Genomic DNA, 23,540 nt, shown 5'->3' with positions numbered 1-23,540 from the left:
TATTAGTATACGCAAATAACTTCTCAGGAAAAATTAGGAGATGCATCAGAGTATGAATTCAGGAAAGAAAATGATGAATGAACCATCTAGCGAAAAGCAAAGATGGTCCTTAAGAAAGCTTAGCGTAGGTATGACGTCTGTGCTTCTTGGGGCGACTATGTTCTGGGCTAGTGGCGCGGGCAGCCAAGTAAAGGCTGATACCACGACTGCTAGCGAGCAAGCAGCCCAGACGCAGACGAATACAGCGAGAAAAGCTGGCACGGAAAGTACCAAGCAGACAGAAGACAATAATGCCAATGCAGATGCAGGCAAGACTGCAGAAACTCGCGCGGCAACTGACAACGGCAGTCAAGAAACCACCACGGAATCGACGGCTGCCTCTTCTTCTGCCCAAAATCAGGGCCAAGCAGCAACCGCTACCTCAAGTACAACCACCAAGGCTGCTTCGAGTGCCGCCAACCAAGCGGGCCAAAAAGTAAGCTCCAGTAATAACAAAAGCCATGAGGCGAAAGCTCACACAACTAGTGCTGCCTCTGGTTCTATTAGCCAAGTAAATGATGGACAACCTATCACTGGTCTACGACACTACAGTAATAACAAGCTAGAATATTATGGCAAAGATCATGTTCAGTATCGTAATCGTTATGCTAGTCAGGGAAATAAGTGGTATTACTTTGGTAGCAATGGTGACGCAGTAACTGGCTTCCGTCATTACGGCAATAACAAGCTAGAATATTATGGCAAAGATCATGTTCAGTATCGTAATCGTTATGCTAGTCAGGGAAATAAGTGGTATTACTTTGGCAGCAATGGTGACGCAGTAACTGGCTTACGTCATTACGGCAATAAGAAGCTGGAATATTACGGCAAAGATCATGTTCAGTATCGTAATCGTTATGCTAGTCAGAGAAATAAGCGGTATTACTTTGGCAGCAATGGTGACGCAGTAACTGGCTTACGTCATTACGGCAATAACAAGCTAGAATATTATGGCAAAGATCATGTTCAGTATCGTAATCGTTATGCTAGTCATAGAAATAAGTGGTATTACTTTGGCAGCAATGGTGACGCAGTAACTGGCTTACGTCATTACGGCAATAAGAAGCTGGAATATTACGGCAAAGATCATGTTCAGTATCGTAATCGTTATGCTAGTCATAGAAATAAGTGGTATTACTTTGGTAGCAATGGTGACGCAGTAACTGGCTTACGTCATTACGGCAATAACAAGCTAGAATATTACGGCAAAGATCATGTTCAGTATCGTAATCGTTATGCTAGTCAGGGAAATAAGTGGTATTACTTTGGTAGCAATGGTGACGCAGTAACTGGCTTACGTCATTACGGCAATAACAAGCTAGAATATTATGGCGCGGACCACGTTCAATATCGTAACCGGTATTATCACGAAGGTAATAAATTCTATTACTTCGGTGGTAACGGTGACGCAAAGGTCACCATCCGTGGGGCAATTGAAAAAGGCAAGTTTAATATTTATGATATGCGGACAAATAAGCTTATTAAGAGCCTCAACGCTGGTACTTGGGAGAACTTGCCCTATTCTATGGATGCCAAATCCATTAACAATATTGATGGCTACCTTAGCTACCTTGGTTGGTACCGACCAATTGGAACAAGCCAAAATGGTAAGACATGGCACAAGACCCGGGCTGTTGACTGGCGGCCAATCTTGATGTATGCATGGCCAAATAAGGATGTTCAGGCACAATTCATTAAGTATTTTGTTAATCATGGTTATGAGAATGCTAATTATGGATTAACAAAGGTATCGGTAGCAAATCTTAATAAGGACACAGATGCAACAGTTCTTAACACGGCAGCACAAAATCTTCGTTACGTAATTGAACAAAGTATTGCTACTAATAAGGGAACGGGTAAGTTAGCAAATGACATTAATGGTTTTGCAGCTACTGTTCCTGAACTATCGGCTTCATCTGAATTATCAGTACAGAGCATACCAAATTATAAGCCTGATGAAAGCGGAACTGTAGATAACGATCAAGTAATCTTCGTTAATGACGCTGATAGTAAGTATCGCTTAATGAACCGTACGATCAATAACCAAACTGGTAATGATAATAGCGATAACAGTCCTGAGTTATTGGTTGGAAATGATATTGATAACTCTAATCCGGTGGTACAAGCTGAGAACCTTAACTGGGAATACTTCTTGTTAAATTATGGTAAGCTGATGGGTTATAACCAGGATGGTAATTTTGACGGTTTCCGGGTTGATGCTGCTGATAATATTGATGCTGATGTGTTCGACCAGATGGGACAATTAATGAATGATATGTACCATATGAAGGGTAACCCGCAAAATGCTAATAATCACTTAAGCTATAACGAAGGATACCATTCAGGTGCTGCCCGGATGTTGAACAAGAAGGGTAATCCACAATTGTACATGGATTCTGGAGAATTCTATACTTTAGAGAATGTCCTCGGACGTGCTAACAATCGTGATAATATTAGTGATTTGGTTACTAATAGTATTGTTAACCGGCAAAATGACGTTACGGAAAATGAAGCTACTCCAAACTGGTCATTTGTCACTAACCATGATCAACGCAAGAACTTGATTAATAGGTTAATTATTAAAGACCATCCTGGCATAGCTTACATTATGGGATCCGCATATAAAGCAGAATATGCTAACCAAGCTTGGCAAGAGTTTTATGCTGATCAAAAGAAGACCGATAAGCAGTATGCTCAGTATAACGTTCCAGCACAATATGCAATTCTTCTAAGCAATAAAGATACTGTACCGCAGGTTTACTATGGTGATCTTTACAACGAAACTGCACAATATATGCAGGAAAAGTCGATCTACTATGATGCAATTACGACGTTAATGAAGGCACGGAAACAATTTGTTAGCGGCGGACAAACAATGACCAAGCTTAGCGATAACTTAATTGCAAGCGTTCGTTACGGTAAGGGCGTTGCTAATGCTAATAGTGAGGGTACTGATAGTTTGAGTCGAACGAGTGGAATGGCAGTTATCGTTGGTAACAATCCACAAATGGCAGAGCAAACAATTTCTATTAATATGGGTCGTGCCCATGCTAATGAGCAGTATCGTAACTTGCTTGACACAACGGATAATGGTTTAACATATAATGCTGATGGTGCTGAAAATCCAGAGACCTTAACAACTGATGATAATGGTATTTTGAAGGTTACTGTTAAGGGATACAGCAATCCTTATGTAAGTGGATATCTTGGTGTGTGGGTCCCAGTTGTTTCTGGAAATCAGGATGCTACTACTAATGCCGCCACTGTTTCAGCAGATAGTAATAAGATCTTCGAATCTAATGCTGCACTTGATTCTCATATGATCTATGAAGACTTTAGTTTGTATCAACCTGAACCAACAAGTACAGAGAATCATGCATATAATATTATTGCCCAAAACGCTGCGCTCTTTAACAACCTGGGAATCACTGACTTCTGGATGGCCCCTGCTTACACACCGTTTAGTATGAGTCGCTATAACGAAGGTTATTCTATGACTGATCGCTATAACCTAGGGACTAATGCTAATCCAACCAAGTATGGAAGTGGTGAAGAATTAGCAAACGCGATTGCCGCTTTGCATAGCGCTGGCTTAAAGGTTCAGGAAGATATTGTTATGAACCAGATGATTGGCTTTTCCGGTCAAGAAGCAGTAACGGTTACCAGAACTAACAATCGTGGAATTCAGATTTACGTCAATGGTAAGACATATGCTAATCAAATCTACTTTGCATACACAACCGGTGGTGGAAACGGACAGGAAACTTATGGTGGTAAGTATCTGTCAGAGTTACAGTCCAAGTATCCTGACTTGTTCACCACAAGGGCCATTTCTACCGGCGTAGCTCCTGATCCAACTACTCATATTACTAAGTGGTCTGCTAAATACGAAAACGGTACATCACTTCAAAATATTGGAATTGGTTTAGCTGTGAAATTACCTAATGGCCATTACGCTTACCTGAATGGTGGTAATAACGATAAGTTTAAGACGACCCTTCCAGAACAGATGGGATCGATTGGTTACTATGTTCAACAGGAATTAAAAAATAAGGCTTTCCTGCCAAGGCAATCGTACGGACGATCGAGCAGGCGCCAAAAACTGCGAAAGCAAAGAAATCTGGCAAGGACGCGATTAAAGTCAACGTAACAGCCTACAGCGGTTATCTTAGTTTCCCGACTTTAAACCTGACTTTGCCGGTAGCCAGCAAGTGGCGCTTCAGCCAGCTGGAAGTGTCCCCGGCAACTTATACGGGGACGGCAAAAGACCGGGACTGGACCGTGGCCGGGCACAATTTCGTGAACAATTTTGGCCGCTTGAACCAGCTGAAAGTCGGCGACAAGGTCTGTTTTGAAGCCGCGGCCGGCCAGCGCTATGTCTACCAGGTCCAGAAAATGGAAGTCCTGCAGCCGACCGCCATCAGCAAGATGATTCAAAGCAAGTACGATCTGAGCCTGTCTGAGCCTGTTCACTTGTACTTATGACGGCACGACTCGTTTTACAGTTAGATGTCGTTTATTACAAATCAAATAAGTTTTTTTAAGAGCAATCCATTTTGGATTGCTTTTTCTTTAAAATTCGGGCAAACTGAAGTGGTTTGACTATGTTTTTATGCTGATTTGTAAGATAATAAGCTTAATCTTGTGTGAAATCGCTATATTGGAGATTGCAAGCTTTTGAAAAGAAATTAGGAAAAGAGTGTAACTGATGAACAAGGCCCATAAACGAATAGGAATGCTGCTGATTGCCATAATCGCGTGCTTGATGGTCATTCCAGTCTTTGAGCCCCTGCCGGAGGTCGGCGGAAAGAGCAAGGTTCAGAAGCACCCCCCGAAGAAGGAGCAGGTTGCCAAGAAAGAAAATGACCGCCCTTACCCTGACCCGAGTGACATGCGCCCCATGACCGGCCACTACTACCTGTATTCCAGCGAAACCAAGCGCAAGTACCCTGACCTGCGTAAGTACAAGGATGTCTGGATCCGCGTCTCCATTTTGGGAGCCCGGGCCTATGTCATGTCTGGCAAGAAAGTCATCTACACCATGTACGCTTCCCCGGGCGCGATCAAGAAGAACGGTGAAAGCCGGACCCCAGTCGGCAACTACCGGATCCAGGAAGAATCCGGCGAGGTCTTCTACAATAATGATGGGGTAGGGGCCCGCTATTGCGTCTCCTATCACCAGCACGGGGTCTACCTCTTCCACTCAGTCCCGATCAACAACTTCAATTCCGGGGTTAAGGCCGGCAAATATCACTATGGCTACAAGGGCGGAGCCCACCTGACCACCCTGGGCAAGAAGCCGGACAGCCATGGCTGCGTTCGTATGTCAGTCAGCGATGCCAAGTGGATCTATGAGCAAAGATTGAACGGGGGCCTGCCAGTTGGCAGCAAGGTTGTCCTCAAAATGCGTTAGGAAATCTGCATAGAGAAAGCGAACACAAATATTTTTGACATAAAACGCTTACAAGAGAGAATTTATTTGCTCTAATATTCATTATTGGGTACAATAGAGTCGTAAGAAGCTCAGGAGGTATTTTTATGGCTTATTTCGTTAATGGTAATGACATTTTTAAGAAGGCTCGTAAGGAACACTACGCTGTTGGTGCCTACAACACTAACAACTTGGAATGGACCCGCGCTCTTCTTCGTGGTGCTGAAGAAACCAGAACTCCATTGTTGATTCAAGTTTCAACTGGTGCTGCTAAGTACATGGGTGGCTACAAGCTCGTTAAGGACTTGGTAGAAGACTCAATGGACGCTATGGACATCTCAGTTCCAGTTATCTTGAACTTGGACCACGGCGACTACGACTCAGCTGTTGAATGTATCAAGCTTGGCTACTCAAGCGTTATGTTCGACGGCCACGCATTGCCAACTGAAGAAAACTTGGCCAAGACCAAGGAAATCATCAAGCTGGCTCACGAACGCGGCATTTCTGTTGAAGCTGAAATCGGCAAGATCGGTGAAAACCAAGGTGCCGGTGAACTTGCTTCAGTAGAAGACGCTAAGGCCTTCGTAGCTGCTGGCGTTGACAAGCTTGCCTGCGGTATCGGTAACATCCACGGTGTTTACCCAGAAGGCTGGAGCGGCTTGAACTTCGACCGTCTTAAGGAAATCGCTGAAGCTGTTCCTGAAACTCCACTTGTTTTGCACGGTGGTTCAGGTATTCCTCAAGACCAAATCGAAAAGGCAATTTCTTTGGGTATCTCAAAGATCAACATCAACACTGAATTCCAACTTGCATTCCAAGAAGCTACTCGCAAGTACATCGAAGAAGGCAAGGACCAAGACAAGAGCAAGAAGGGTTACGACCCACGTAAGCTGCTCTTGCCAGGTACTGAAGCTATCACTGACTCAATGAAGGAAATGATCAGCTGGATGGGTACTCCATCAATCGACGACAAGAAAGCTGACGCTTCATTCGACAGAAGCTCACTTAACGAAGAATAATCTGAAGCTTCAGATTATTTTTCATGAGAAAAGGCTCTACAACAGCATTTGCTGCTATAGAGCCTTTTTCTTTTTCACTTATTCAATTTTGTGCTTATTTTTTGTCTAATCTGACTGCGACCTGGTTAAAGCTGTAGGGTTTGACGAAGGTCAGCTGCCATCCGGTTAAAGCCAAGTCTTCGCCGGCAAAATTTGGGTTGTAGAGGGGATCGCCCACGATCGGCCAGCCTGAGGCTGACAAGTGGACCCGGATCTGGTGGGTCCGGCCGGTTTCCAAAGTTACCAGCAGTTTAGCCTGCTTTTTCTCCTCGTCTTTTTCTAAGACCTGGAAGTGGCTGACTGCTCTTAAGCCGTCAGCTCTGACCTGCCTTTTTCTTTGGTCTGCCGGGTCTTGCCCGATCGGCAGGTCAATTGTGCCTTGATCGGGTATTTCTTTGTTTAAGTCAACCGTAGCCAGGTAGTCTCGTCTTAAGGTCTTGCTAGTCAGCTGCCGGTTTAAGATCGGGACGACTGCAGGATTTTTAGCGACCAGCAAGAGCCCGCCCGTCAGCATGTCCAGGCGGTGGACGATGTAGGGGCTGTAGCCTAAGTAGCTGGCGCAGTCGTTAAGGGCTGTTCCGTTTTCCCCCTGGTTGGGGTGGGTCTTTTGACCCTTGGGCTTGTCAATGACTAAAACATTTTCGTCTTCATAGACGACTTTTGGCATTTTGCCGCTGGCCGGGTAGTCTCCTTGCAGGGATTCCACCTGGTCTAAGTAGAGGTCGACTTTTTCATTGCCCTTGATCAGTTGGTTGAAGCTGCGGTATTGGCCGTTGACTAAAACCTGCCGCTCAGTACGAAGATAGTGCCGCCATTTGCGGGGAATTAAGAGCTGCCTAAGCAGGTCACTGACGGAAACTGGGGGACGGTCTGCGGGATAGATTAAGCTGAAATGATAGATCATGACGGGATTTATTTTCTTTCTAAAAACCTTGTTAGCGCAATTAAGAAATGGATAACTTGCTCCTTGCAGGATAGCCGCGGCCAGCTTTTATGATAAAATCAAACTGTTTAGACCACGTTCTAACGAAGGAGCAGATATTAATGGAAAACAGGCGCAAAGCGCGTAAACAAATGAACGACTCCCAGCCCAAAAAGGGCTTGTGGGGATGGCTGAAAATGATCAACTACCGCTTCCAACTGCTAAGATGGTTGATTTTGATCGTTTTGAGCCTTTTTTTAGCTGTATCTTCTTATTATACCTTTAAAGTCAAAACAGCCAACCTGTCCAACCTCCAGGCTTCCCTGGCCAAGACCACGGTTATCTATGACCAGAATGGCAAAAAGGCCGGGTCCGTGTCTTCCGGCAAGGGGACCTATGTCAGCTTGAGCAAGATTTCCCCCAATGTCCAAAAGGCCGTAGTCGCCACCGAAGACCGGACCTTCTGGACCAATATCGGGATCAGCCCCAAGGGCATCCTCCGGGCGGCGGTCAGCTATGTCATCCACGGGGGCAATATCGCCGGGGGCGGGTCGACCATCACCCAGCAGCTGGTCAAGAACTCCATTTTGACCCAGCAGCAGACTCTGTCCCGGAAGGTGGAGGAAATGTTCTATGCCATCCAGGTGACCAAGGTCTATTCTAAAAAGCAGATCATGGCCATGTACCTCAACAATGCCTATTTTGGCAACGGGGTCTACGGGGTCCAGGATGCCAGCCGCAAGTACTTCGGCAAGAACGCCAGCCAATTGACGGTGGCTGAAGGGGCAACCTTGGCCGGCATCTTGCGGAACCCTTCCTACTACAACCCGATCGATTCCCTCTCGCACTCGGTTTCCAGAAGAAACCTGATCCTGCAGCTGATGGTTGACAACAAGTCTATCAGCCAGACGACCGCCAACAAAGCCAAAAAAGAGGGAATGAACCTGGTTGATACCTACAAGGCGACCAGAGGCTACAAGTATCCTTACTACTTTGACGCCGTCATCTCTGAAGCCATCAGCAAGTACGGTTTAAGCGAAAACGAGATCATGAGCAAGGGGCTGAAGATCTACACGACCCTGGACCAGAACTACCAGAAGTCTATGCAGGCCAGCTTCAAGAACAAGTACAACTTCCCGGTCAACCCGGCCGGCACGGCCCGGGCCCAAGGGGCCAGCGTGGCCATGGATCCCAAGACCGGGGCAGTCAAGGCCCTGGTCGGAGGACGCGGCAAGCACGTCTTCAGAGGCTACAACCGGGCCACGCAAATGCAACGCCAGCCCGGCAGTGCCATCAAGCCCCTGGCTGTCTACGCGCCGGCTCTGGAGAACGGCTACCACTATGACTCTGACCTCTCCAACAAGCGGCAGAAGTTCGGCAGGAACGGCTATGAGCCGGTCAACGTCGACAACCAGTACTCGACCACGATCCCGATGTACCAGGCCCTGGCCCAGTCCAAGAACGTCCCGGCTGTCTGGCTTTTAAACAAGATCGGAGTGTCTACCGGGGTCAGCTACTTGAAGAAGTTCGGCATTACCGTCTCAAAGAGTGACCAGAACCTGGCCCTGGCCCTGGGCGGGGTGTCCACCGGGGTCAGTCCTTTGCAGATGGCTCGGGCCTACTCAGCTTTTGCCAACAGCGGGAAGCTGCCGGACAGCTCATATATGATCACCAAGATCACCGACGCCAGCGGCAACGTGATCGCGGAAAACAACAATACCGGGACCAGCCAGATTATTTCAGCTGACACGGCCAAGGAAATGACCCAGATGCTGCTCAGCGTCTTCACTTCCGGGACGGCCGTTAACGCTAAGCCAGCCGGCTACTCAGTAGCTGGTAAGACCGGGTCAACTGAAGTATCTTTTGCTTACGGGACTAAGGACCAGTGGATCGTCGGCTATACCCCGGACGTGGTCGTGGCTACCTGGGTCGGCTTTGACAAGATCGACAAGAACCACTACATGCAGGGGATTTCGGAAACCGGGATTACCACCCTTTATAAAGACGAAATGACTCGGATCCTTCCTTACAGCAAGCAGACCAGCTTTACCGTTCAGTCAGCTGACTCCATGGCCCAAAGCAATGGGACAAGCAGCTCTTCTTCAAGTTCTTCGGACTGGAGCAAGAAGCTGAAAGAATCGATCAGCAATGGGGTAAAGAATGCCGAATCAACGATTCAGTCATGGTACAATAAGATTACTGGAAAATAAGCAAACAGAATTTTTTATGGAATAAAAAAGGAGAAGAGGAAATGGTCAACATTTACGATACTGCCAACCAATTAGCTAACGACCTGCGGGAAACCCAGCAATTTTTGGCTTTGAAGGAAGTCATGGACGCTGTTAAGGCGGATGAGGGCAGCCTGGCCTTGTTCAAGGAACTGGACGCGGCTCAAATGGAAATCATGGAAGCCCAGCAAACCGGCAAGGAATTGACTGAGGAGCAGCAAGACCACTTCAAGAGCTTGAACGAACGGGTCAGCCAAAACACCACCCTGCAAAGCATGCTTTTGGCAGAACAAGCTGTTTACACCCTGCTCAACGACGTACAAAAGAATATCGGCCAGCCTTTGTCTAAAGCATACGAGGATTTGAGAAAAGCCTAATCATGAAATTCATTCATTTAGCTGACGCGCACTTAGATAGCCCCTTTCGTGGACTATCTTTTTTGCCAAACAGGGAATATGCTGAAATCCGCCAGTCAGCTGCCCAGTCTTTGACTAGGATCGTGGACCTGGCCTTAAAAGAGCAGGTCGACCTGGTTTTAATCGCCGGCGATACCTTTGACTCAAACAAGCCGTCTCCGGCCAGCCAGCTTTTTTTAGCCCGGCAGGTGAAGCGGCTGACTGACGCCCAGATACAAGTGGTCATGATCTTCGGCAACCACGATTACATGACCCGGCAGGATCTCTTGGTCGAAAACAGTCCTTATTTCTGCCTCTTGGGTGACCAGGAAAAAGTTGCCCGGGAATTTTTTAAGACTAAGACCGGCTTTGCTTACAATGTGACCGGCTTTTCCTATAGCCAGAACCATATTGAAGCTGACCTCCTGGACCAGTTCCCGGAAAAAGAGGGCTATACCATCGGCCTGATGCACGCGGCCCAAAGAGCGGCCAGCGGCAATGTCTACGCTCCCTTTGACTTAAGCCAGATGAAGGAGCTGAACTATGACTACTTTGCCCTGGGCCACATCCACGCCCGGCAAATTTTAAGCGAGAAGCCGCTAATTGTTTACCCCGGCAACATCCAAGGCCGGGATGTCGGCGAACTGGGGGAGAAGGGCTGCTACCTGGCTGAAGTCGATGAGACCAGCGGGCAGACCAGCTTGACTTTTGTCCAAACAGCACCGATTACCTGGAAGCAGCTGACTTTAGAGCTGGACCAGGCAATTGATAAGAGCAGCCTGCATGCCAAAGCCCTGGAACTTTTGCAAGAAAATATCCAAGGCAAGACCTACTTCAGCTTGAAGATTTCGGGCTCAGAATATTTGACCAGCGAAGAAATAGACCTTTGGCAGGACCAGGAGGCTTGGGCCGGTCTATCCGCGGCTTTAGCCCCAGCACAATTGGTTGATGTCCGCTTATCCGTCCGGGGCCTGGTCAGCCTCAACAACAGCGACCGGGAAGCCCTGGCTGCTGCTGAAGCAGAAGTTTTGACTGACGAGAAGATCCAGCAGCTGGCCGCTTCCTGGGCCAAGAAGGACCCATATGCCCGCCGGCTTTTAGAGGACGGGGAATTCCGCGGCCAGGTCCGGGACTTGGTGGCCGTCAAGCTGGCCAGGCGCCTGCAGGCAATGACTGGGGGAGAAGAATGAGACTCAAGCAGATTCAAATCTATAATTTCGGTCAGTTCAGCCAGGAGACTTTTGACCTGCCAGAGGGCAATTTAGCAGCCTTCTTCGGGGGCAATGAGGCCGGCAAGAGCACGACCGTGGCCTTCATCAAGCAGATCCTTTTTGGCTTCAATTTGAAAAATACTAGCTCAGTCTTTTTTGAAGACTACGAACCCTTGACCAAGAGCTACCCGATGGGCGGGCAGCTGGTCTTTACTAGTGATGCAGGGGAATATGTCTTAGAGCGGACCTGGAGCAAGGGGGACAAGAGCAAGACCGGGGCAGTCAAGGTCCTCTTAAACGGCCAGGAAGTCCCGGCCAGCCTCTTTTACGACCAGATTCAAAACATCGACGGGAGCTTTTACGCTGAAAGCTTTATCTTTAATGAAGACCTCCTCCGCCAGGTCAGCTCCCTGTCTGAAGGCGAGATCCTGGAGAACATCTACTATCTGGGGGCGGCTCAGAGCAGCCAGCTTTTAGCCATCCGGGCTGACTTTGACAAGGAAGCCAAGGACCTCTTCAAGCCAAACGGGAAGAAGGCCCCGGTCAACCAGGACTTGCTCAAATTGGCTGAGCAAAGAGACAAGGTGGCCGCTGACGGCCAGGAATTCGACGCCTACCAGCAGCTGGAAGGCCAGCGGCTGGCTGAAGAGAAAGCAGCTAAAAAGCTGGAAAAAGAAGTCCAGGAAATCTCCAGCCAGCTAAGCAAGCTGGAAAAGCAGCTGGAGCAGGTGCAGAACTACCAGACTTATCTGGACCTAAAAAAGCAGGTCAGCCCGGTCGCTTTTGACCAGGAGCTCTACCAGAAGGCCCTGGAGCTTAATGCCCAGATCAAGGCCCTCAAGGCCGCCATCAAGGAAGAAAAAACAGCGGTTGACCCGGCCCTTTTGGCCAAAAGAAAGGACCAGGTCCGGGCCTGGCGGCAGGAACTGGGGCAAATCAGCCAGAGCATGGAAATGCTCAAGCAGCAGGTCAAGCAGCTGGAAGAAAAGCAGGCCAGTCTCTTAGAATTGACCCCGCATTTAGAGCAAGTGGCAGATTTATCCATGGACCAGTTCCAGCAGATGCAGGCTGACTGGGAAGAAAGCCAGAAGGCAGAAGCCGCGCCTAAGACCCTGCCGACATATGTCGGCTTGATCGTAGCGGTAATTGGTCTGGCTTTGATCGGGCAAAACCGGATTTTGGCAATATTGTTAATCCTTGCCGGCGCGGTTTTAGTAGCTTATGCCTACTTCAAAAAGCCCGCCAAGGGACCGGACAAGGCGGGAGCCTTTAAGGAAAAGTACGGTATCGATGCCAGCGTTAAGGTCGACTCCTTGCTTGCCCCTTACCGGGAACTGGCCATCAACCGGCGGGACTTGGCAAATAGCCAGGCAGAACTCGCTCAAAAAGAAAAACAGGCCGCTGACCTGGCCCGCCAATTGGGCTTGGATGGCAGTGACCTTACAGCTGTCAGCCAGCAGCTGGGCCGCTTGGAAGAGCAGGTGGAAGCTGATAATGCGGCGCTTAGGGCCAGCCAGGAGGTCAAGGCGGCCAACTTGAACTACCAAAAGCAAATCAGCGCTTTAACTGAACAGCTTTTGGCCATCTACCAGACTGCCGGGGTAGAAAACCTGGCAGCCTACCAGGCATTAGCGCAAAAACTGCAAGAGCAAAAGGCTTTATCTGCCCAGATCACCGCTTTGAAGAACAACTTGGGTGACCAGTTAGCGGCTTTTGAAGAAAATGGCCTGGATTCAAGCAAATTGCTGGGGCAAAAGCAAGAGCTGGAAAAAGAACTGGCTGATAAGCAAAAAGCTGTCTCAGCCCGCCAGCAGGAAATGGCCAACCTTTTGGCTGAGGAAAAACGCTATGCTTCTTCCAGCCAGGTGGCTGAAGACAAGCAGACCTTGGCTGAAATCGCCGACAGCTTCAGAAGAGACAGCCAGGACTACCTGGCCAGCCTTTTGGCCGGGGAAGTCATTGGCCGGACCCTGGATCTAGCCTCAAATGACCGCTTCCCGAAGATGCTGAAATTAGCCCAGGACTACCTGGAAATTTTGACCGGCGGCCGCTACCGGGAAATCCTTTTGCCTGCCAAATTGTCCAAGAAGACCCCGCTCAAGGTGGTCAGAAAAGACAAAAAGAAGATCCCCCTGGCCTACCTGTCCCGGGGGACCCAGGAGCAGCTCTATTTTGCCTTGAAACTGGCTTTTGTCATGCAGATCAAGGACAAGATCGACTTGCCGGTCTTGATCGACGATTCATTCGTCAACTTCGACGGCCCGCGGACCGGCTACATTGTAGACATGCTCAAGAAGATGAGCAAAGACAAGCAGATCCTGGTCTTTACGGCCAGAGAAGACTTGGCTGAAGCCGTCAGCGCCGCGCCAATCAGATACAGAAAGAAGGAGCAGGATGCTTAAACGTTTGCTGGATTACAATGAAGGGGAAGAATTTGACCTGGTCTTGATGGTCAAGAATTCCCAGCTGCGCCAAGATAAGAGGGGCAAGCACTACCTGCTCATGCAATTGGCTGACTCTTCCGGCAGCATCCGGGCCAATTACTGGCAGGCCCAGGCTGAGGACGCCAGCCGCTTCAACGCCGGCACGGTGGTCGAGGCCTCAGGGATGATTGAGGACTACCACAACCATGACCAGATTAAGCTGTTCAGCATTCATCCGGTCAGCCCGGACGACCAGGTGGACTTGAGCCAATTGGTGGCCACTGCTCCGGAAAAGCCAGCAGAAATGGAGAAGGAGATCAAGGACTTTGTGGCCCAGATCGACAATAAGAACTGGCATGATCTGGTGGACTTCCTTTTGAAAAAGTGGTCCAGCCGCTTCTTCGCTTACCCGGCTGGCAAGTCCAACCACCACGCCTACAAAGGCGGTCTGGCCTTCCACACTTTGACCATGCTGAAAGACGCCAGAGGCTTAGCAGACAACTACCCAGCCGTCAACCGGTCTCTGCTTTATGCCGGCTGCATCTTGCACGACATGGGCAAGGTGCTGGAATTATCCGGCCCGGTAGCGACCCAGTACACGGCAGAAGGCAACTTGATTGGCCACCTGGTTTTGATCGATGAGCAGCTGATGCTAGCTGCCCAGGAACTGAAAATCGACCTGTCCAGTGAAGACCTGCTTTTGCTGCGGCACATGGTCTTATCCCACCACGGCCGCTATGAGTACGGGTCACCGAAATTGCCGGCGCTGCTTGAAGCAGAGCTTTTACACCGGATCGATGACCTGGACGCGACGGTCAACGCCATCACGACTGAATTGTCCACGACCAAGCCGGGGGAATTCACCCCGCCGCTGATGTCCCAGGACGGCCGCCGCTATTACCGGCCAAGACAGGAAAGATAGGGAAAATTCTTATTTTTCTATTCCTTTTATATCTCTCCCTTTCCTTGTTTGATTTTTTAGATTAAACTCTTGATAGATTCAATGAGAGTTTTTTAATCAAACAATCATTTGAAAAGAGAGGATCTAGCAATGAACTTGCTCAAGACAAACATGACTAGTTTCTTTTATGGCTATGCTTATTTCGACTAAAGCGTCCGTATCCGCGGACGCGAGACGTTCGTATCTCAGCTAGCCAATGTTTGTTGAGCCTTCTAGATACACATTTAATCTAACATGGCTGGGGGCAAGGGCCCACTCTTTTATAGATATGTAACCATCTGGATTGGAGACGTCTTCCAAAATAGGTGGTTTTTATTTTTAGATTAGAAAGAGTGGACAAGATGAGAATTGTATTAGTTGGCTTCATGGCATGCGGGAAAACGACGGTTGGCGATTTGCTGGCGAAAAAGCTGAACAAGCTGCAGATCGACTTAGACCAGGCTATTGTGGAAAGAGAAAAGCTGACCATCCCGGAAATTTTTGCCAAGTTCGGCGAAGACCACTTCCGCCTCTGCGAGCACCGGGCCCTGCTGGCCAATATTGGCAAAGACGCGGTGATCACGACCGGCACTGGGATCTGCGCAATGTCGTGGAACGGTCCTCAGCCCGGGAAACTACCCTGCGGGTTGCTTTGGGCAATATCGTCCAGCAGTTTTTGCGGCAGCTGGATATCGACCTGGTGGCTTATGTGGCGCAAGTCGGGCCAGTAGAAGCTGATTCTGAAAAGCCCTTAGACGTCAGTGAGATCCGGCAGAAAATTTTTCAAAATGACATGCATGTTATCGACCAGGACAAGGTGGAAGACCTGCATCAGCTGATTTCAGAGACTAAGGAAAAGGGTGATACACTGGGCGGGATTATCCGCCTGGTAGCAACTGGCCTGCCGGCAGGGCTGGGCAGTTACGTCAGCTGGGACACGAAATTGGACGCCAGGCTTGCCCCGGCCGCTGTCGGGGTCAATGCCATGGGCAATTCCGGCACGACGAATCGTCTTTTGCTGGGAATTTTGGCCGGCAGCTCCTTTGCCAGTCAATTGATCGGGGATGCTTCTTTAAGTAAGCGGCCGATGAAGTGGGTCAGCCAGCCCTTGGCTAAATTCGGGGCAGAGATTGCCTTGAGCCCGGCCGGAACCCTGCCAGCCACGGTCATAGGGCAAAAGCTGCATGGGGCGGAAATCCAGCTGGAAGTTGCCAGCGCTCAGGTCAAAAGCTCGGTGATTTTTGCTGCCCTTGAAGCAGGTAGCCCGTCAACCATCATCGAAAAATTGCCGACCAGAAACCATACTGAGATCATGTTGCGACAGTTTGGCGCTGATATCACAACAGAGGCGGACAATTTGACCATCCATGTCCAGCCGGGCCAAGAATTGCTGGGCCAGGAAGTAGAAGTGCCCGGCGACATGTCTTCAGCAGCCTTTTGGCTGACCGCCGGCAGGCTAAGGAAATCCTGGCCGCTTATGAGCTGAAAAGTAGTATCAAAAGAAACAAAGAAAAAAGACGCGATTCAGTGAATCGCGTCTTTTTATCGTCTAATCGTCGGCCCGCATTAGTTTGAGCTTGATGATGAGCTAGATGATAATGAAGTGCCAAGGTAGTTAGCCAGCAGGTTCTTGCTCTTCAGGTCCTTGTCCTTGATGTTGACGTTGGCCTTCTTCAGAACCTTGCTGATGATCTTGGTCATCGTGTTGGAGTCAGCTGCCCACTTAGCGTAGAGCTGCTTGTCGATGAAGCTCTTGTTCTTAGTGTATGAGCCCTTTTCAGTAGTCTTCAAAACCTTGATGACTTCGTAGCCGGATGAAGTCTTAACTGGCGTGGTAGTGTATTCGCCTTCCTTAAGCTTCCAAACAGCTGACTTGAAAGCGCTGCTCAAGCTGGTGTCAGTTGAGTCGAAGGCTGCCATCTTGCCGGCCTTCTTCTTGGTAGCAGTGTCAGTTGAGTATTTCTTAGCCAGAGTAGCAAAGCTAGTGCCGCTCTTCAGCTTCTTGATGACAGTTTCAGCAGTTGACTTCTTGTCAACTACAATGTGTTGCACAGTGGTCTTGGTGTGGTAGCTCTTCCACCAGTTCTTTTCTTGCGTGGTGGTTGGCTTCTTCAAGTCCTTCAAAGCGGCAACTGAGTACAGGTTGGTTGCCAGGTTTTGCTTGAATGAATTAGTAGTCAAGCCGCTGTAGCTCAAAACAGAGCTGAAGTTTGAGCCGTATTGCTTCTTGTACTTGTTGTATTCGGCGTTGATCTTCTTTGAAGATACCTTGTCACCGTATTGGGCCTTCAGCGTGCGGTAGATGATCAAGCTGACCAAAGTTGATTGGCCGGCTGAAGTGTCCTTCATAGCTTCGTAGTATTCGCCCTGAGTGATCTTGCCACCCTTGTAGTTAACTACAGTAGCTGAGCTGCTTGAGCAAGCGGCAGTGGACAGACCGATAGCTGCGGCACCTGCCAAAACGGCAATTTTCTTCAAATGCTTTTTCATAAAATTAAATCTCCACATCCTTCATACGTACTGGTTACTAATATAACATATTTTTCCAGCTATAGAGTTCCTGGAGGCAAAGTTTATGAAAAAATCCGTCTTTCTTAGGAATTTCTTTACTAGCTCTTACCGCTTCCAGTTCCAAGGATCCTGGTGCCAAGCCAACAATTCCTTATATTGTTCTTCGCTGACCGTTTCAGCAATTTCCTGTTCAATCAGTTCCCGGTAGTTCAAGAGCGGGGCAAACTTGGTGTCGGCCTTCTTGAAGTTTTCGTCAGCGTCTGGCAAAAGGTAGGTAAAGATTGAGCTTACCCCGTCAACGTGGGCGCCGGTGTCCTTGACTGCTTGCACGGCAGACAAAACGCTGCCGCCAGTTGAAATGAGGTCGTCGATCAAAACGATGTGGTCGTCCATGGACAGGCGGCCTTCGATTTGCCGGCCTTGACCGTGGTCCTTTGGCTTGGAGCGGACGTAAACCATTGACAGGTTCATGACTTGGGCAACCCAGGCAGCGTGCGGGATGCCGGCCGTAGCGACACCGCCGATCACCGTAACTTCCGGGAATTCCTGCTTGATCAAGGCTGCCAGGTTTTCAGCGATTGCCTGCCGCAGTTTCGGGAAGGAAATGGTTTGACGCAGGTCAGTGTAGATCGGGGAGTGCATCCCGCTGGCGTAGACAAAGTCCTTGTCTGTGGAAATAGTCACAATCTTCTTGTCGATCAGCTGGCGGATAATTTCGTTATTTTGCATCGTTCTTGCTCCAATCCTTCAAAATCTCTTCATATGCTTTTTGCGGGTCAGCGGCCTGGGTGATTTGCCGGCCGACAACAATAGCGGTTGACCCGTTTTCCCGCGCCTGGCCTGGGGTGGCCACCCGGGCCTGGTCGTCTTTTTGGTAGCTCTTTGGCCTGATGCCCGGAGTGACGAACATGAAGTCGTCGCTGAATTCGCTCTTCATCGCCTCGACTTCCAAAGGTGAGCAGATGATCCCGTCAGCCCCGGCTTCCTGGGCCTGGTGGGCCAGGCTCTTTACTTCGTCAGCCAGGTTGAGTGAGCAGTGCTGTTCATTCTTCAAGACTTCTTCAGAGATTGAAGTCAGTTCAGTCACCGCCAAAAGCTTTGGCACCGGCTTGCCGGCCGGGGTACCTTCGATCAGGCCTTCTTTAGCGGCCTGGATCATCTGCTTGCCGCCCAGGGCGTGGACAGTCGTGCAGTAAACGCCCAAAGCAGCCAGCTGGTGGGCAGTCCGCTTGACGGTGTTGGGAATGTCGTGCAGCTTGAGGTCAAGGAAGATTTGGTAGCCCTTGGCGGACAAATCACGGACAATTTCCGGCCCGTACTGGTAGAACATTTCCATCCCCAGCTTGACGTGCAGGCCCTGCTTGTCCTTCAGCTGGTTGAGGAACAGCCACATTTTTTCCTGATCATCATAGTCCAAAGCGATAAATAACGGTTTGTTCAATTGCGACTCCTTAAATTTACAAAGCGCGTATGACCGCATAAGAAAAGCCCGCCAGAGTCTACAGAGACCCCAGGCGGGCAGAATGCGTGCATACCAAAAAGATTGTGCTGCTTGTGGTCTCTCTGTACCAATTAAAGCTCAGTTAACAAAAGATTATCACGAACTTTCTTAGAAATCAAGGGCCAGGCCAGCTTGCCTTTTTTATTTTTTTGTAGGATAATCTTGGCGAATTTAAAAGTTAAAGAAGTTACACGGGAGGAAAAATGACCGCAGAAGTTAATTTGGCTGTTGAACTGCCAGGCTTGAAGCTGAAGAATCCGGTAATGCCGGCGAGTGGGACCTTTGCCTTTGGCGACTTGCCAGAGAATTTCAACTGGGACGAGATGGGGGCGATCGTCTTAAAGACTGCCACCCGGCATGCCCGGACCGGAAACCCTCAGCCGCAGATTTCCTTGCTCGCTGACGGGGTCATGAACGCCGTAGGCTTGACCAACCCAGGCGCTGAGGTCGTAGCTAGCGAGAAGATCCCGGCTTTAAGAGAAAAGCACCCGGACCTGCCGATCTTGGCCAGCGTGGGCGGGGAAAGCGTGGAAGACTACGTGGAAGTCGCGGAAATTCTGGCCGCGGCCAAGCCGGACGCTTTAGAGCTTAACTTGTCCTGCCCGAACGTGTCTGAAGGCGGGATGACTTTTGGCATCGTGCCGGAAATGGTGGAAAAGATCACCCGCCTGGTTAAGGAAAAAGTGGACCTGCCGGTATACGTGAAATTGACGCCAAACGTTACCAGCATCGTGGAAATTGCCCAGGCCGCTGAAAGAGGCGGGGCTGATGGCTTGACCTTGATTAACACCTTGCTAGGCCTGCACCTTGATTTAAAGACCCGGCGGCCGGTTTTAGGCAATGACTTTGGCGGCTTGTCCGGTCAAGCAGTTAAGCCAGTGGCTGTCCGCATGGTGGCCCAGGTCAAGCAGGCAACTAGTCTGCCGATCATCGGGGTCGGCGGGATCAACAGCCCGGAAGACGCGGCTGAATTCATCTTGGCTGGGGCCAGCGCCGTCCAGATCGGCAGCATGGCCTTCCATGACAAATTGGCCATCAAACACGTGATTGACGGTCTGCCAGCAGTTTTGGCTGACATGGGCGCAAGTGACGTTACCAGCCTGGTTGGCCAGTGGCAGTCAAATAAACAATAGAAAAATTTAGAGCAAGAAAAAAGTGTTGAGTAATTACTTCATGGTAAGAGTAATCATTCAACACTTTTTTATGTTCTGATTAATTTTCGCTCTCGTTCAGGTCTTGGTTGAGCTCGCTGCTTAGTCTGTCAATCTTGGCCTGCAGGCGGGTGATTTCCTTGTCGGCTTCCTGCTTGAAGCGTTCAACGTCGGTGTTGAGGTCGCTGACCATCTGCTCAGCTGCTGGCAGTTCACTGGCTAAGCGGCTGCCGGCTTCCTGGGCCCGGGAGAGGCCTTCTTGCAGTTCCTTGTGGCTTTCTTTGAAGTCTTCAGCGTCTTCTTTGAGATATTCCCTGGTGCTCTTGCCGTTTTCATCTGGCAAAAAGGCAAAGACTGCCCCTGCTGCTGCCCCGAGCAAAAAGCCCAGGCCAAAGTGCTTGAAATTCCGCATTTTTCTTCCCTCCTCAGTTAAAACTGGTCCTTGATCCGGTCGCAGACTTCCTGGTACTTCTTTTCGTCGTACTGGTCGGCATTGTTTCTGGTGAAGAACTTGATGCCGTCGCCTTCCCAGCGGGGGATAAAGTGGATATGAGAGTGCATGACCACCTGGCCGGCAATTTTACCGTTGTTGCTGGTGACATTCATCGCTTGGATCCGCGGGTCAGAAGCCTTGATGGCCTTGGCGATTTCCGGCACGTATTGCATAAAGCGGCTGGCGTCTTCAGCGCTGTAGTCAAAGAAGTTGGTCAAGTGCTTCTTTGGCACCATCAATACGTGGCCTTCGTTGACCTGGGAAATGTCCAAAAAGGCCTTCACGTCGTCATTTTCAAAAACGGTGTAGCTGGGAATTTCGCCGCGGATAATCTTACAGAATAAACAGTCGTCAATTAATTCAGCCTTAGTCATTGTGTTACCTCTGATCAATTTTAATGAGTTATTTTTCAGTTTCTCTATGTCTCCATGCTATCATAAGAGGCAGATAAAAACATGAAGAAAGATAGGGAAAATATGACTTTAGAAATATCGCATTTGACCGGGGGCTACAGCGGCATCCCGGTAATCAAAGACGTCAATCTGACCATCGCTTCCGGTGAGGCGATCGGCTTGATTGGCTTGAACGGGGCTGGCAAGTCGACCACCATCAAGCACCTGCTGGGCCTTTTGCGCCCGCAAGCCGGCAAAATTACTTTAAACGGGATCAACCTGGCTGAGAAGCCAGCTGAATTTAAAAAGCTGGTGGCCTACATCCCGGAAACGCCAGTCATCTACCCGGAACTGACCTTGAAAGAGCACCTGGAACTGACCATCCTGGCCTACCAGCTGGATCCGGATAAAGCCTGGGAAAAGGCTAAAGAGCTTTTGACCATGTTCCGCCTGGCAGACAAATTGGACTGGCTGCCGGTGCACTTTTCAAAAGGGATGCAGCAGAAGGTGATGATCGTGGCCGCCTTCTTGACTGACGCCCAGCTTTTAGTGATCGATGAGCCATTTACCGGTCTGGACCCTCTGGCTGTCGCCAACTTCATCGGCCTCATCAAAGAAGCGCAAGAGTCTGGCAAGGAGATTCTGATGACCACCCACGTATTAGCCGATGCCCAGAAGGCCATCAAGACCTACGCGATCTTAAACCAGGGCACGATCGAGTTTGCCGGCAGCCTGGATGAAATCAGGGACCACTATGGCTTAGAGGCCAGCGACTCCTTTGACAAGCTCTATCAGCTCTTGTACCAGGAGCAGAAAAATGCGTGAGTTGGCAAAGAAGAGACTGCAGGGTAACTTCCAGCAGTCAGCCAAGTATTTGGCCTTGGTTTTCAACGATTTCTTTGTCCTGGCTCTGATCTTCATCTTTGGGGCAGTCATGTTCTGGTATGCCCAGGTGATGAAGGTCCTGCCGGTAAAGGCCTGGTACTATCCCCTGGTATTATCCGCCTTGCTTTGGCTGGCCTACTTGCCGGGCAAACTGGTGACCCTATTGCAGACGGCTGACCGGCAGTTTTTGTTGGCCACTGACGACCGGCTGGATGATTACCTGGCTCCCATGCGCCGCTACAGCTTAGTTCTGCCGGCCCTACTTTTGGCCTTAGCTGGCGGGATCATGTATCCCTTCGCCAGTTTAAAAATGGGCCTCAGCAATCTCAACTACTTTAGCTTGGTCTTGGCCCTCTTTTTCGCCAAGGTCTTTGAGCAAGGGGCGGTCAGCCGCAGCCTGACTTTTGACCACAGGGTCAAGCAGGTGACCTGGCTGATCAGGCTAGTCCTATTAGCCCTGCTTTTGGCGAGTTTGTATTTCTTGCCAAATGCCTTGTACCTGCTTTTGGCTCTTGCCGTTATCGCAGTTTTGGCCTTACGGGCCTGGAAAAATTCCGCCTTTGATTGGCAGTACGCCATTGACTATGAAGCAAGGCGGAAAGAGACGGTTTACGCCGGCTTTGCCCTGTTTACTGACGTCAAGGAAAGACAGGTCAATATCAAGCGGCGGAAGTACCTGGACTTTTTATTGCCGCCTTTTGGCAAGGAAAGCCCAAACAGCTTCTTGTATCGGCGGACTCTTTTGCGGGACCCGGAATACTTGAACCTTTTGGCCCGGATGACGGCCTTTGCCGTTTTGTTAACAGCCATGATCCAGGATCCGGTCTGGTCTCTGCTCCTGTCCGGCTTGGTCATGTACTTAACCGTCTGGCAGCTCCTGCCTTTAGGGCAAAAATATGACCAGAACATCATGTACCGGGTCTACCCGATTGCCCAAAAAGAGCGGGGGCAGGAAGTCAGCCGGGTCTTGGCTTGGGCCTTGCTTTTGCAGACGGGGCTGATTATAATTTTCTGGCTGGCCATTATGCCGGGCCAGTTTGCCTGGAGCCTCTTGCTCTTGGTCTGGTGCGGCCTTTTGGCCAAAGGCTACCTGCCTTACAAGACCCAGCAGCTGGCGAAAAAATCCCGCTACAAGAAGCGGAAAAAATAGGGCAAAAGGGTAAAAAAGAAAACGGTAAAATAAGATATAGATAAAACTAAGAATTAGAAAGAACAGAGAGAAAGACATGCGTTTAAAGAACAAGCCTTGGGCAAACAAACTGGTAGAAGAGCACCCGGAAAGCGCCTTGGACTGGCCGGATCCAGCGGAAAAGATCGACTGGGCAGCCCGCTTTGGCAACGACAAGCCAATTGAAATCGAAGTCGGCTCAGGCAAGGGGCAGTTTATTACTACTTTGGCTAAGCAGCACCCTGACCGCAACTTCGTGGCCATGGAAATCCAGAAGACGGCAGCCGGCATCATCTTGAAAAAGAAGCTGGACGAGGGGCTGGACAACCTGCAGATCCTCTGCGCCGACGCGGCCAACCTGGTAGCCTACTTCGGGGAAAACTCCACCAGCAAGATCTACCTCAACTTCAGCGATCCCTGGCCAAAGAGCCGGCATGAAAAGCGCCGCTTGACCTACAAGGACTTTTTAGCCAAGTACCAGGCAGTCTTGACCGGCGACGGGTTGATCGAATTCAAGACCGACAACTCCGGCCTGTTTGCCTACAGTGTCAAGAGCATGAACAATTACGGGATGCACTTTGACTTCGTGTCAGTTGACCTCCACCACGAAAGCGAAGAAATCGTGGAAAAGAACGTGGAAACTGAGTATGAGCACAAGTTTGCCAGCAAGGGACAGCCGATCTACTGCCTGCACGCGGGCTTTCTGGCCAAGTAAAAAATTTCCCTTTGCCGGGAAAATCGGTTAAAATAGCTAGTAAATATTTCTCTTATTAAAAGTAAGCAGGAGGTAAA

General features: G+C 49.6%; 21 protein-coding genes. 15 read left to right on the top strand and 6 right to left on the bottom strand.

Going from position 1 to position 23,540, the window contains the following annotated elements; translation table 11 throughout:
* The first annotated feature begins 52 nt into the window (after positions 1 to 52).
* The 4 genes from LJ046_RS10490 to LJ046_RS08495 all read left to right on the top strand — a co-directional run bounded on the left by LJ046_RS10490 (position 53) and on the right by LJ046_RS08495 (position 6,489).
* Entirely contained in the window at positions 53 to 4,189 is a 4,137-nt protein-coding gene (locus LJ046_RS10490) for a glycoside hydrolase family 70 protein (protein ID WP_231128027.1), read from the top strand.
* Positions 4,190 to 4,233: 44 nt separating this feature from the next.
* The gene (locus LJ046_RS08505; RefSeq protein ID WP_002879781.1) at positions 4,234 to 4,524 is read left to right on the top strand and encodes a sortase; all 291 of its coding nucleotides are present in this window, start codon (positions 4,234 to 4,236) and stop codon (positions 4,522 to 4,524) included.
* Between the two features lie 223 nt (positions 4,525 to 4,747).
* Entirely contained in the window at positions 4,748 to 5,452 is a 705-nt protein-coding gene (locus tag LJ046_RS08500) for a L,D-transpeptidase (RefSeq protein WP_035176794.1), read from the top strand.
* Between the two features lie 125 nt (positions 5,453 to 5,577).
* Positions 5,578 to 6,489 carry a class II fructose-bisphosphate aldolase gene (locus tag LJ046_RS08495; protein ID WP_002879783.1) on the top strand — a complete coding sequence of 304 codons (912 nt, stop codon included), beginning with the start codon at positions 5,578 to 5,580 and terminating at the stop codon, positions 6,487 to 6,489.
* Between the two features lie 94 nt (positions 6,490 to 6,583).
* On the opposite strand, the gene LJ046_RS08490 is transcribed toward LJ046_RS08495, so the two are convergent.
* A complete protein-coding gene (locus LJ046_RS08490; RefSeq protein ID WP_002879784.1) occupies positions 6,584 to 7,432 on the bottom strand; it encodes an RluA family pseudouridine synthase in 849 nt (282 codons plus the stop codon).
* 140 nt (positions 7,433 to 7,572) lie between these two features.
* On the opposite strand from LJ046_RS08490, the gene LJ046_RS08485 reads away from it, so the two are divergent.
* The 7 genes from LJ046_RS08485 (at position 7,573) to LJ046_RS08455 (ending at position 16,133) form a co-directional block, all read left to right on the top strand.
* Positions 7,573 to 9,660: a PBP1A family penicillin-binding protein gene (locus tag LJ046_RS08485; RefSeq protein ID WP_035176796.1), complete on the top strand. Its 2,088-nt coding sequence runs from the start codon at positions 7,573 to 7,575 to the stop codon at positions 9,658 to 9,660.
* A gap of 41 nt (positions 9,661 to 9,701) precedes the next feature.
* Complete coding sequence (locus tag LJ046_RS08480; protein WP_002879787.1) at positions 9,702 to 10,055, top strand: YlbF/YmcA family competence regulator; 354 nt, start codon at positions 9,702 to 9,704, stop codon at positions 10,053 to 10,055.
* A 2-nt stretch (positions 10,056 to 10,057) separates the two neighbouring features.
* Positions 10,058 to 11,263 carry a metallophosphoesterase family protein gene (locus tag LJ046_RS08475; protein ID WP_003613943.1) on the top strand — a complete coding sequence of 402 codons (1,206 nt, stop codon included), beginning with the start codon at positions 10,058 to 10,060 and terminating at the stop codon, positions 11,261 to 11,263.
* A complete protein-coding gene (locus tag LJ046_RS08470) occupies positions 11,260 to 13,686 on the top strand; it encodes an AAA family ATPase (protein WP_002879790.1) in 2,427 nt (808 codons plus the stop codon). Before LJ046_RS08475 ends, LJ046_RS08470 begins: the two co-directional genes overlap by 4 nt.
* Positions 13,679 to 14,629: a 3'-5' exoribonuclease YhaM family protein gene (locus LJ046_RS08465; protein WP_002879791.1), complete on the top strand. Its 951-nt coding sequence runs from the start codon at positions 13,679 to 13,681 to the stop codon at positions 14,627 to 14,629. The genes LJ046_RS08470 and LJ046_RS08465 overlap by 8 nt, the downstream gene beginning before the upstream one ends.
* Before the next feature lie 380 nt (positions 14,630 to 15,009).
* Positions 15,010 to 15,378 carry a shikimate kinase gene (locus tag LJ046_RS08460; RefSeq protein WP_072557750.1) on the top strand — a complete coding sequence of 123 codons (369 nt, stop codon included), beginning with the start codon at positions 15,010 to 15,012 and terminating at the stop codon, positions 15,376 to 15,378.
* On the top strand, positions 15,300 to 16,133 hold the full coding sequence (locus LJ046_RS08455; protein WP_231128103.1) for a chorismate synthase: 834 nt from the start codon (positions 15,300 to 15,302) through the stop codon (positions 16,131 to 16,133). Before LJ046_RS08460 ends, LJ046_RS08455 begins: the two co-directional genes overlap by 79 nt.
* A gap of 80 nt (positions 16,134 to 16,213) precedes the next feature.
* Here the strand turns inward: LJ046_RS08455 and LJ046_RS08450 are convergent, their stop codons facing one another.
* From LJ046_RS08450 to pyrF, 3 genes are all read right to left on the bottom strand, one after another.
* Positions 16,214 to 17,137, bottom strand: coding sequence for a peptidylprolyl isomerase PrsA (locus LJ046_RS08450; protein ID WP_002879794.1), 924 nt, complete (start codon positions 17,135 to 17,137; stop codon positions 16,214 to 16,216).
* Positions 17,138 to 17,263: 126 nt separating this feature from the next.
* Complete coding sequence (pyrE, locus tag LJ046_RS08445; RefSeq protein WP_002879795.1) at positions 17,264 to 17,887, bottom strand: orotate phosphoribosyltransferase; 624 nt, start codon at positions 17,885 to 17,887, stop codon at positions 17,264 to 17,266.
* Entirely contained in the window at positions 17,877 to 18,599 is a 723-nt protein-coding gene (gene pyrF, locus LJ046_RS08440) for an orotidine-5'-phosphate decarboxylase (RefSeq protein WP_072557737.1), read from the bottom strand. Before pyrF ends, pyrE begins: the two co-directional genes overlap by 11 nt.
* Before the next feature lie 263 nt (positions 18,600 to 18,862).
* Between pyrF and LJ046_RS08435 the strand changes: the two genes are divergently transcribed.
* The gene (locus LJ046_RS08435; RefSeq protein WP_002879801.1) at positions 18,863 to 19,792 is read left to right on the top strand and encodes a dihydroorotate dehydrogenase; all 930 of its coding nucleotides are present in this window, start codon (positions 18,863 to 18,865) and stop codon (positions 19,790 to 19,792) included.
* A 79-nt stretch (positions 19,793 to 19,871) separates the two neighbouring features.
* Here LJ046_RS08435 and LJ046_RS08430 read toward each other — a convergent pair whose 3' ends face one another.
* Both LJ046_RS08430 and LJ046_RS08425 read right to left on the bottom strand, forming a co-directional pair.
* A complete protein-coding gene (locus LJ046_RS08430) occupies positions 19,872 to 20,222 on the bottom strand; it encodes a YtxH domain-containing protein (RefSeq protein WP_002879802.1) in 351 nt (116 codons plus the stop codon).
* A gap of 17 nt (positions 20,223 to 20,239) precedes the next feature.
* A complete protein-coding gene (locus tag LJ046_RS08425; protein WP_002879803.1) occupies positions 20,240 to 20,677 on the bottom strand; it encodes an HIT family protein in 438 nt (145 codons plus the stop codon).
* Between the two features lie 102 nt (positions 20,678 to 20,779).
* On the opposite strand from LJ046_RS08425, the gene LJ046_RS08420 reads away from it, so the two are divergent.
* From LJ046_RS08420 to trmB, 3 genes are all read left to right on the top strand, one after another.
* Positions 20,780 to 21,520 carry an ABC transporter ATP-binding protein gene (locus LJ046_RS08420; protein WP_035176807.1) on the top strand — a complete coding sequence of 247 codons (741 nt, stop codon included), beginning with the start codon at positions 20,780 to 20,782 and terminating at the stop codon, positions 21,518 to 21,520.
* Positions 21,513 to 22,730, top strand: a complete 1,218-nt coding sequence (locus LJ046_RS08415) for an ABC transporter permease (RefSeq protein ID WP_002879805.1) — start codon at positions 21,513 to 21,515, stop codon at positions 22,728 to 22,730. Before LJ046_RS08420 ends, LJ046_RS08415 begins: the two co-directional genes overlap by 8 nt.
* Before the next feature lie 76 nt (positions 22,731 to 22,806).
* The gene (gene trmB, locus LJ046_RS08410; protein WP_002879806.1) at positions 22,807 to 23,463 is read left to right on the top strand and encodes a tRNA (guanosine(46)-N7)-methyltransferase TrmB; all 657 of its coding nucleotides are present in this window, start codon (positions 22,807 to 22,809) and stop codon (positions 23,461 to 23,463) included.
* Positions 23,464 to 23,540: the final 77 nt, after the last annotated feature.

Origin of the sequence: Lactobacillus delbrueckii subsp. jakobsenii ZN7a-9 = DSM 26046, assembly GCF_001888925.1 — a bacterium.
GTDB classification, from domain to species: domain Bacteria; phylum Bacillota; class Bacilli; order Lactobacillales; family Lactobacillaceae; genus Lactobacillus; species Lactobacillus delbrueckii.
Note: the sequence above shows the minus strand (reverse complement) of the source record. Positions and strands in the feature narration are given on the sequence as shown.

Bases quoted from the DNA above. Each gene is read 5' to 3' on its own strand.
- LJ046_RS08430 (WP_002879802.1), bottom strand. From the start codon at position 20,222: ATGCGGAATTTCAAGCACTTTGGCCTGGGCTTTTTGCTCGGGGCAGCA.
- LJ046_RS08485 (WP_035176796.1), top strand. From the start codon at position 7,573: ATGGAAAACAGGCGCAAAGCGCGTAAACAAATGAACGACTCCCAGCCC.
- LJ046_RS08435 (WP_002879801.1), top strand. From the start codon at position 18,863: ATGACCGCAGAAGTTAATTTGGCTGTTGAACTGCCAGGCTTGAAGCTG.
- LJ046_RS08420 (WP_035176807.1), top strand. From the start codon at position 20,780: ATGACTTTAGAAATATCGCATTTGACCGGGGGCTACAGCGGCATCCCG.
- LJ046_RS08490 (WP_002879784.1), bottom strand. From the start codon at position 7,432: ATGATCTATCATTTCAGCTTAATCTATCCCGCAGACCGTCCCCCAGTT.
- trmB (WP_002879806.1), top strand. From the start codon at position 22,807: ATGCGTTTAAAGAACAAGCCTTGGGCAAACAAACTGGTAGAAGAGCAC.
- LJ046_RS10490 (WP_231128027.1), top strand. From the start codon at position 53: ATGAATTCAGGAAAGAAAATGATGAATGAACCATCTAGCGAAAAGCAA.
- LJ046_RS08470 (WP_002879790.1), top strand. From the start codon at position 11,260: ATGAGACTCAAGCAGATTCAAATCTATAATTTCGGTCAGTTCAGCCAG.
- LJ046_RS08425 (WP_002879803.1), bottom strand. From the start codon at position 20,677: ATGACTAAGGCTGAATTAATTGACGACTGTTTATTCTGTAAGATTATC.
- LJ046_RS08450 (WP_002879794.1), bottom strand. From the start codon at position 17,137: ATGAAAAAGCATTTGAAGAAAATTGCCGTTTTGGCAGGTGCCGCAGCT.
- LJ046_RS08480 (WP_002879787.1), top strand. From the start codon at position 9,702: ATGGTCAACATTTACGATACTGCCAACCAATTAGCTAACGACCTGCGG.
- LJ046_RS08475 (WP_003613943.1), top strand. From the start codon at position 10,058: ATGAAATTCATTCATTTAGCTGACGCGCACTTAGATAGCCCCTTTCGT.
- LJ046_RS08415 (WP_002879805.1), top strand. From the start codon at position 21,513: ATGCGTGAGTTGGCAAAGAAGAGACTGCAGGGTAACTTCCAGCAGTCA.
- LJ046_RS08500 (WP_035176794.1), top strand. From the start codon at position 4,748: ATGAACAAGGCCCATAAACGAATAGGAATGCTGCTGATTGCCATAATC.
- LJ046_RS08495 (WP_002879783.1), top strand. From the start codon at position 5,578: ATGGCTTATTTCGTTAATGGTAATGACATTTTTAAGAAGGCTCGTAAG.
- LJ046_RS08465 (WP_002879791.1), top strand. From the start codon at position 13,679: ATGCTTAAACGTTTGCTGGATTACAATGAAGGGGAAGAATTTGACCTG.
- pyrE (WP_002879795.1), bottom strand. From the start codon at position 17,887: ATGCAAAATAACGAAATTATCCGCCAGCTGATCGACAAGAAGATTGTG.
- LJ046_RS08460 (WP_072557750.1), top strand. From the start codon at position 15,010: ATGAGAATTGTATTAGTTGGCTTCATGGCATGCGGGAAAACGACGGTT.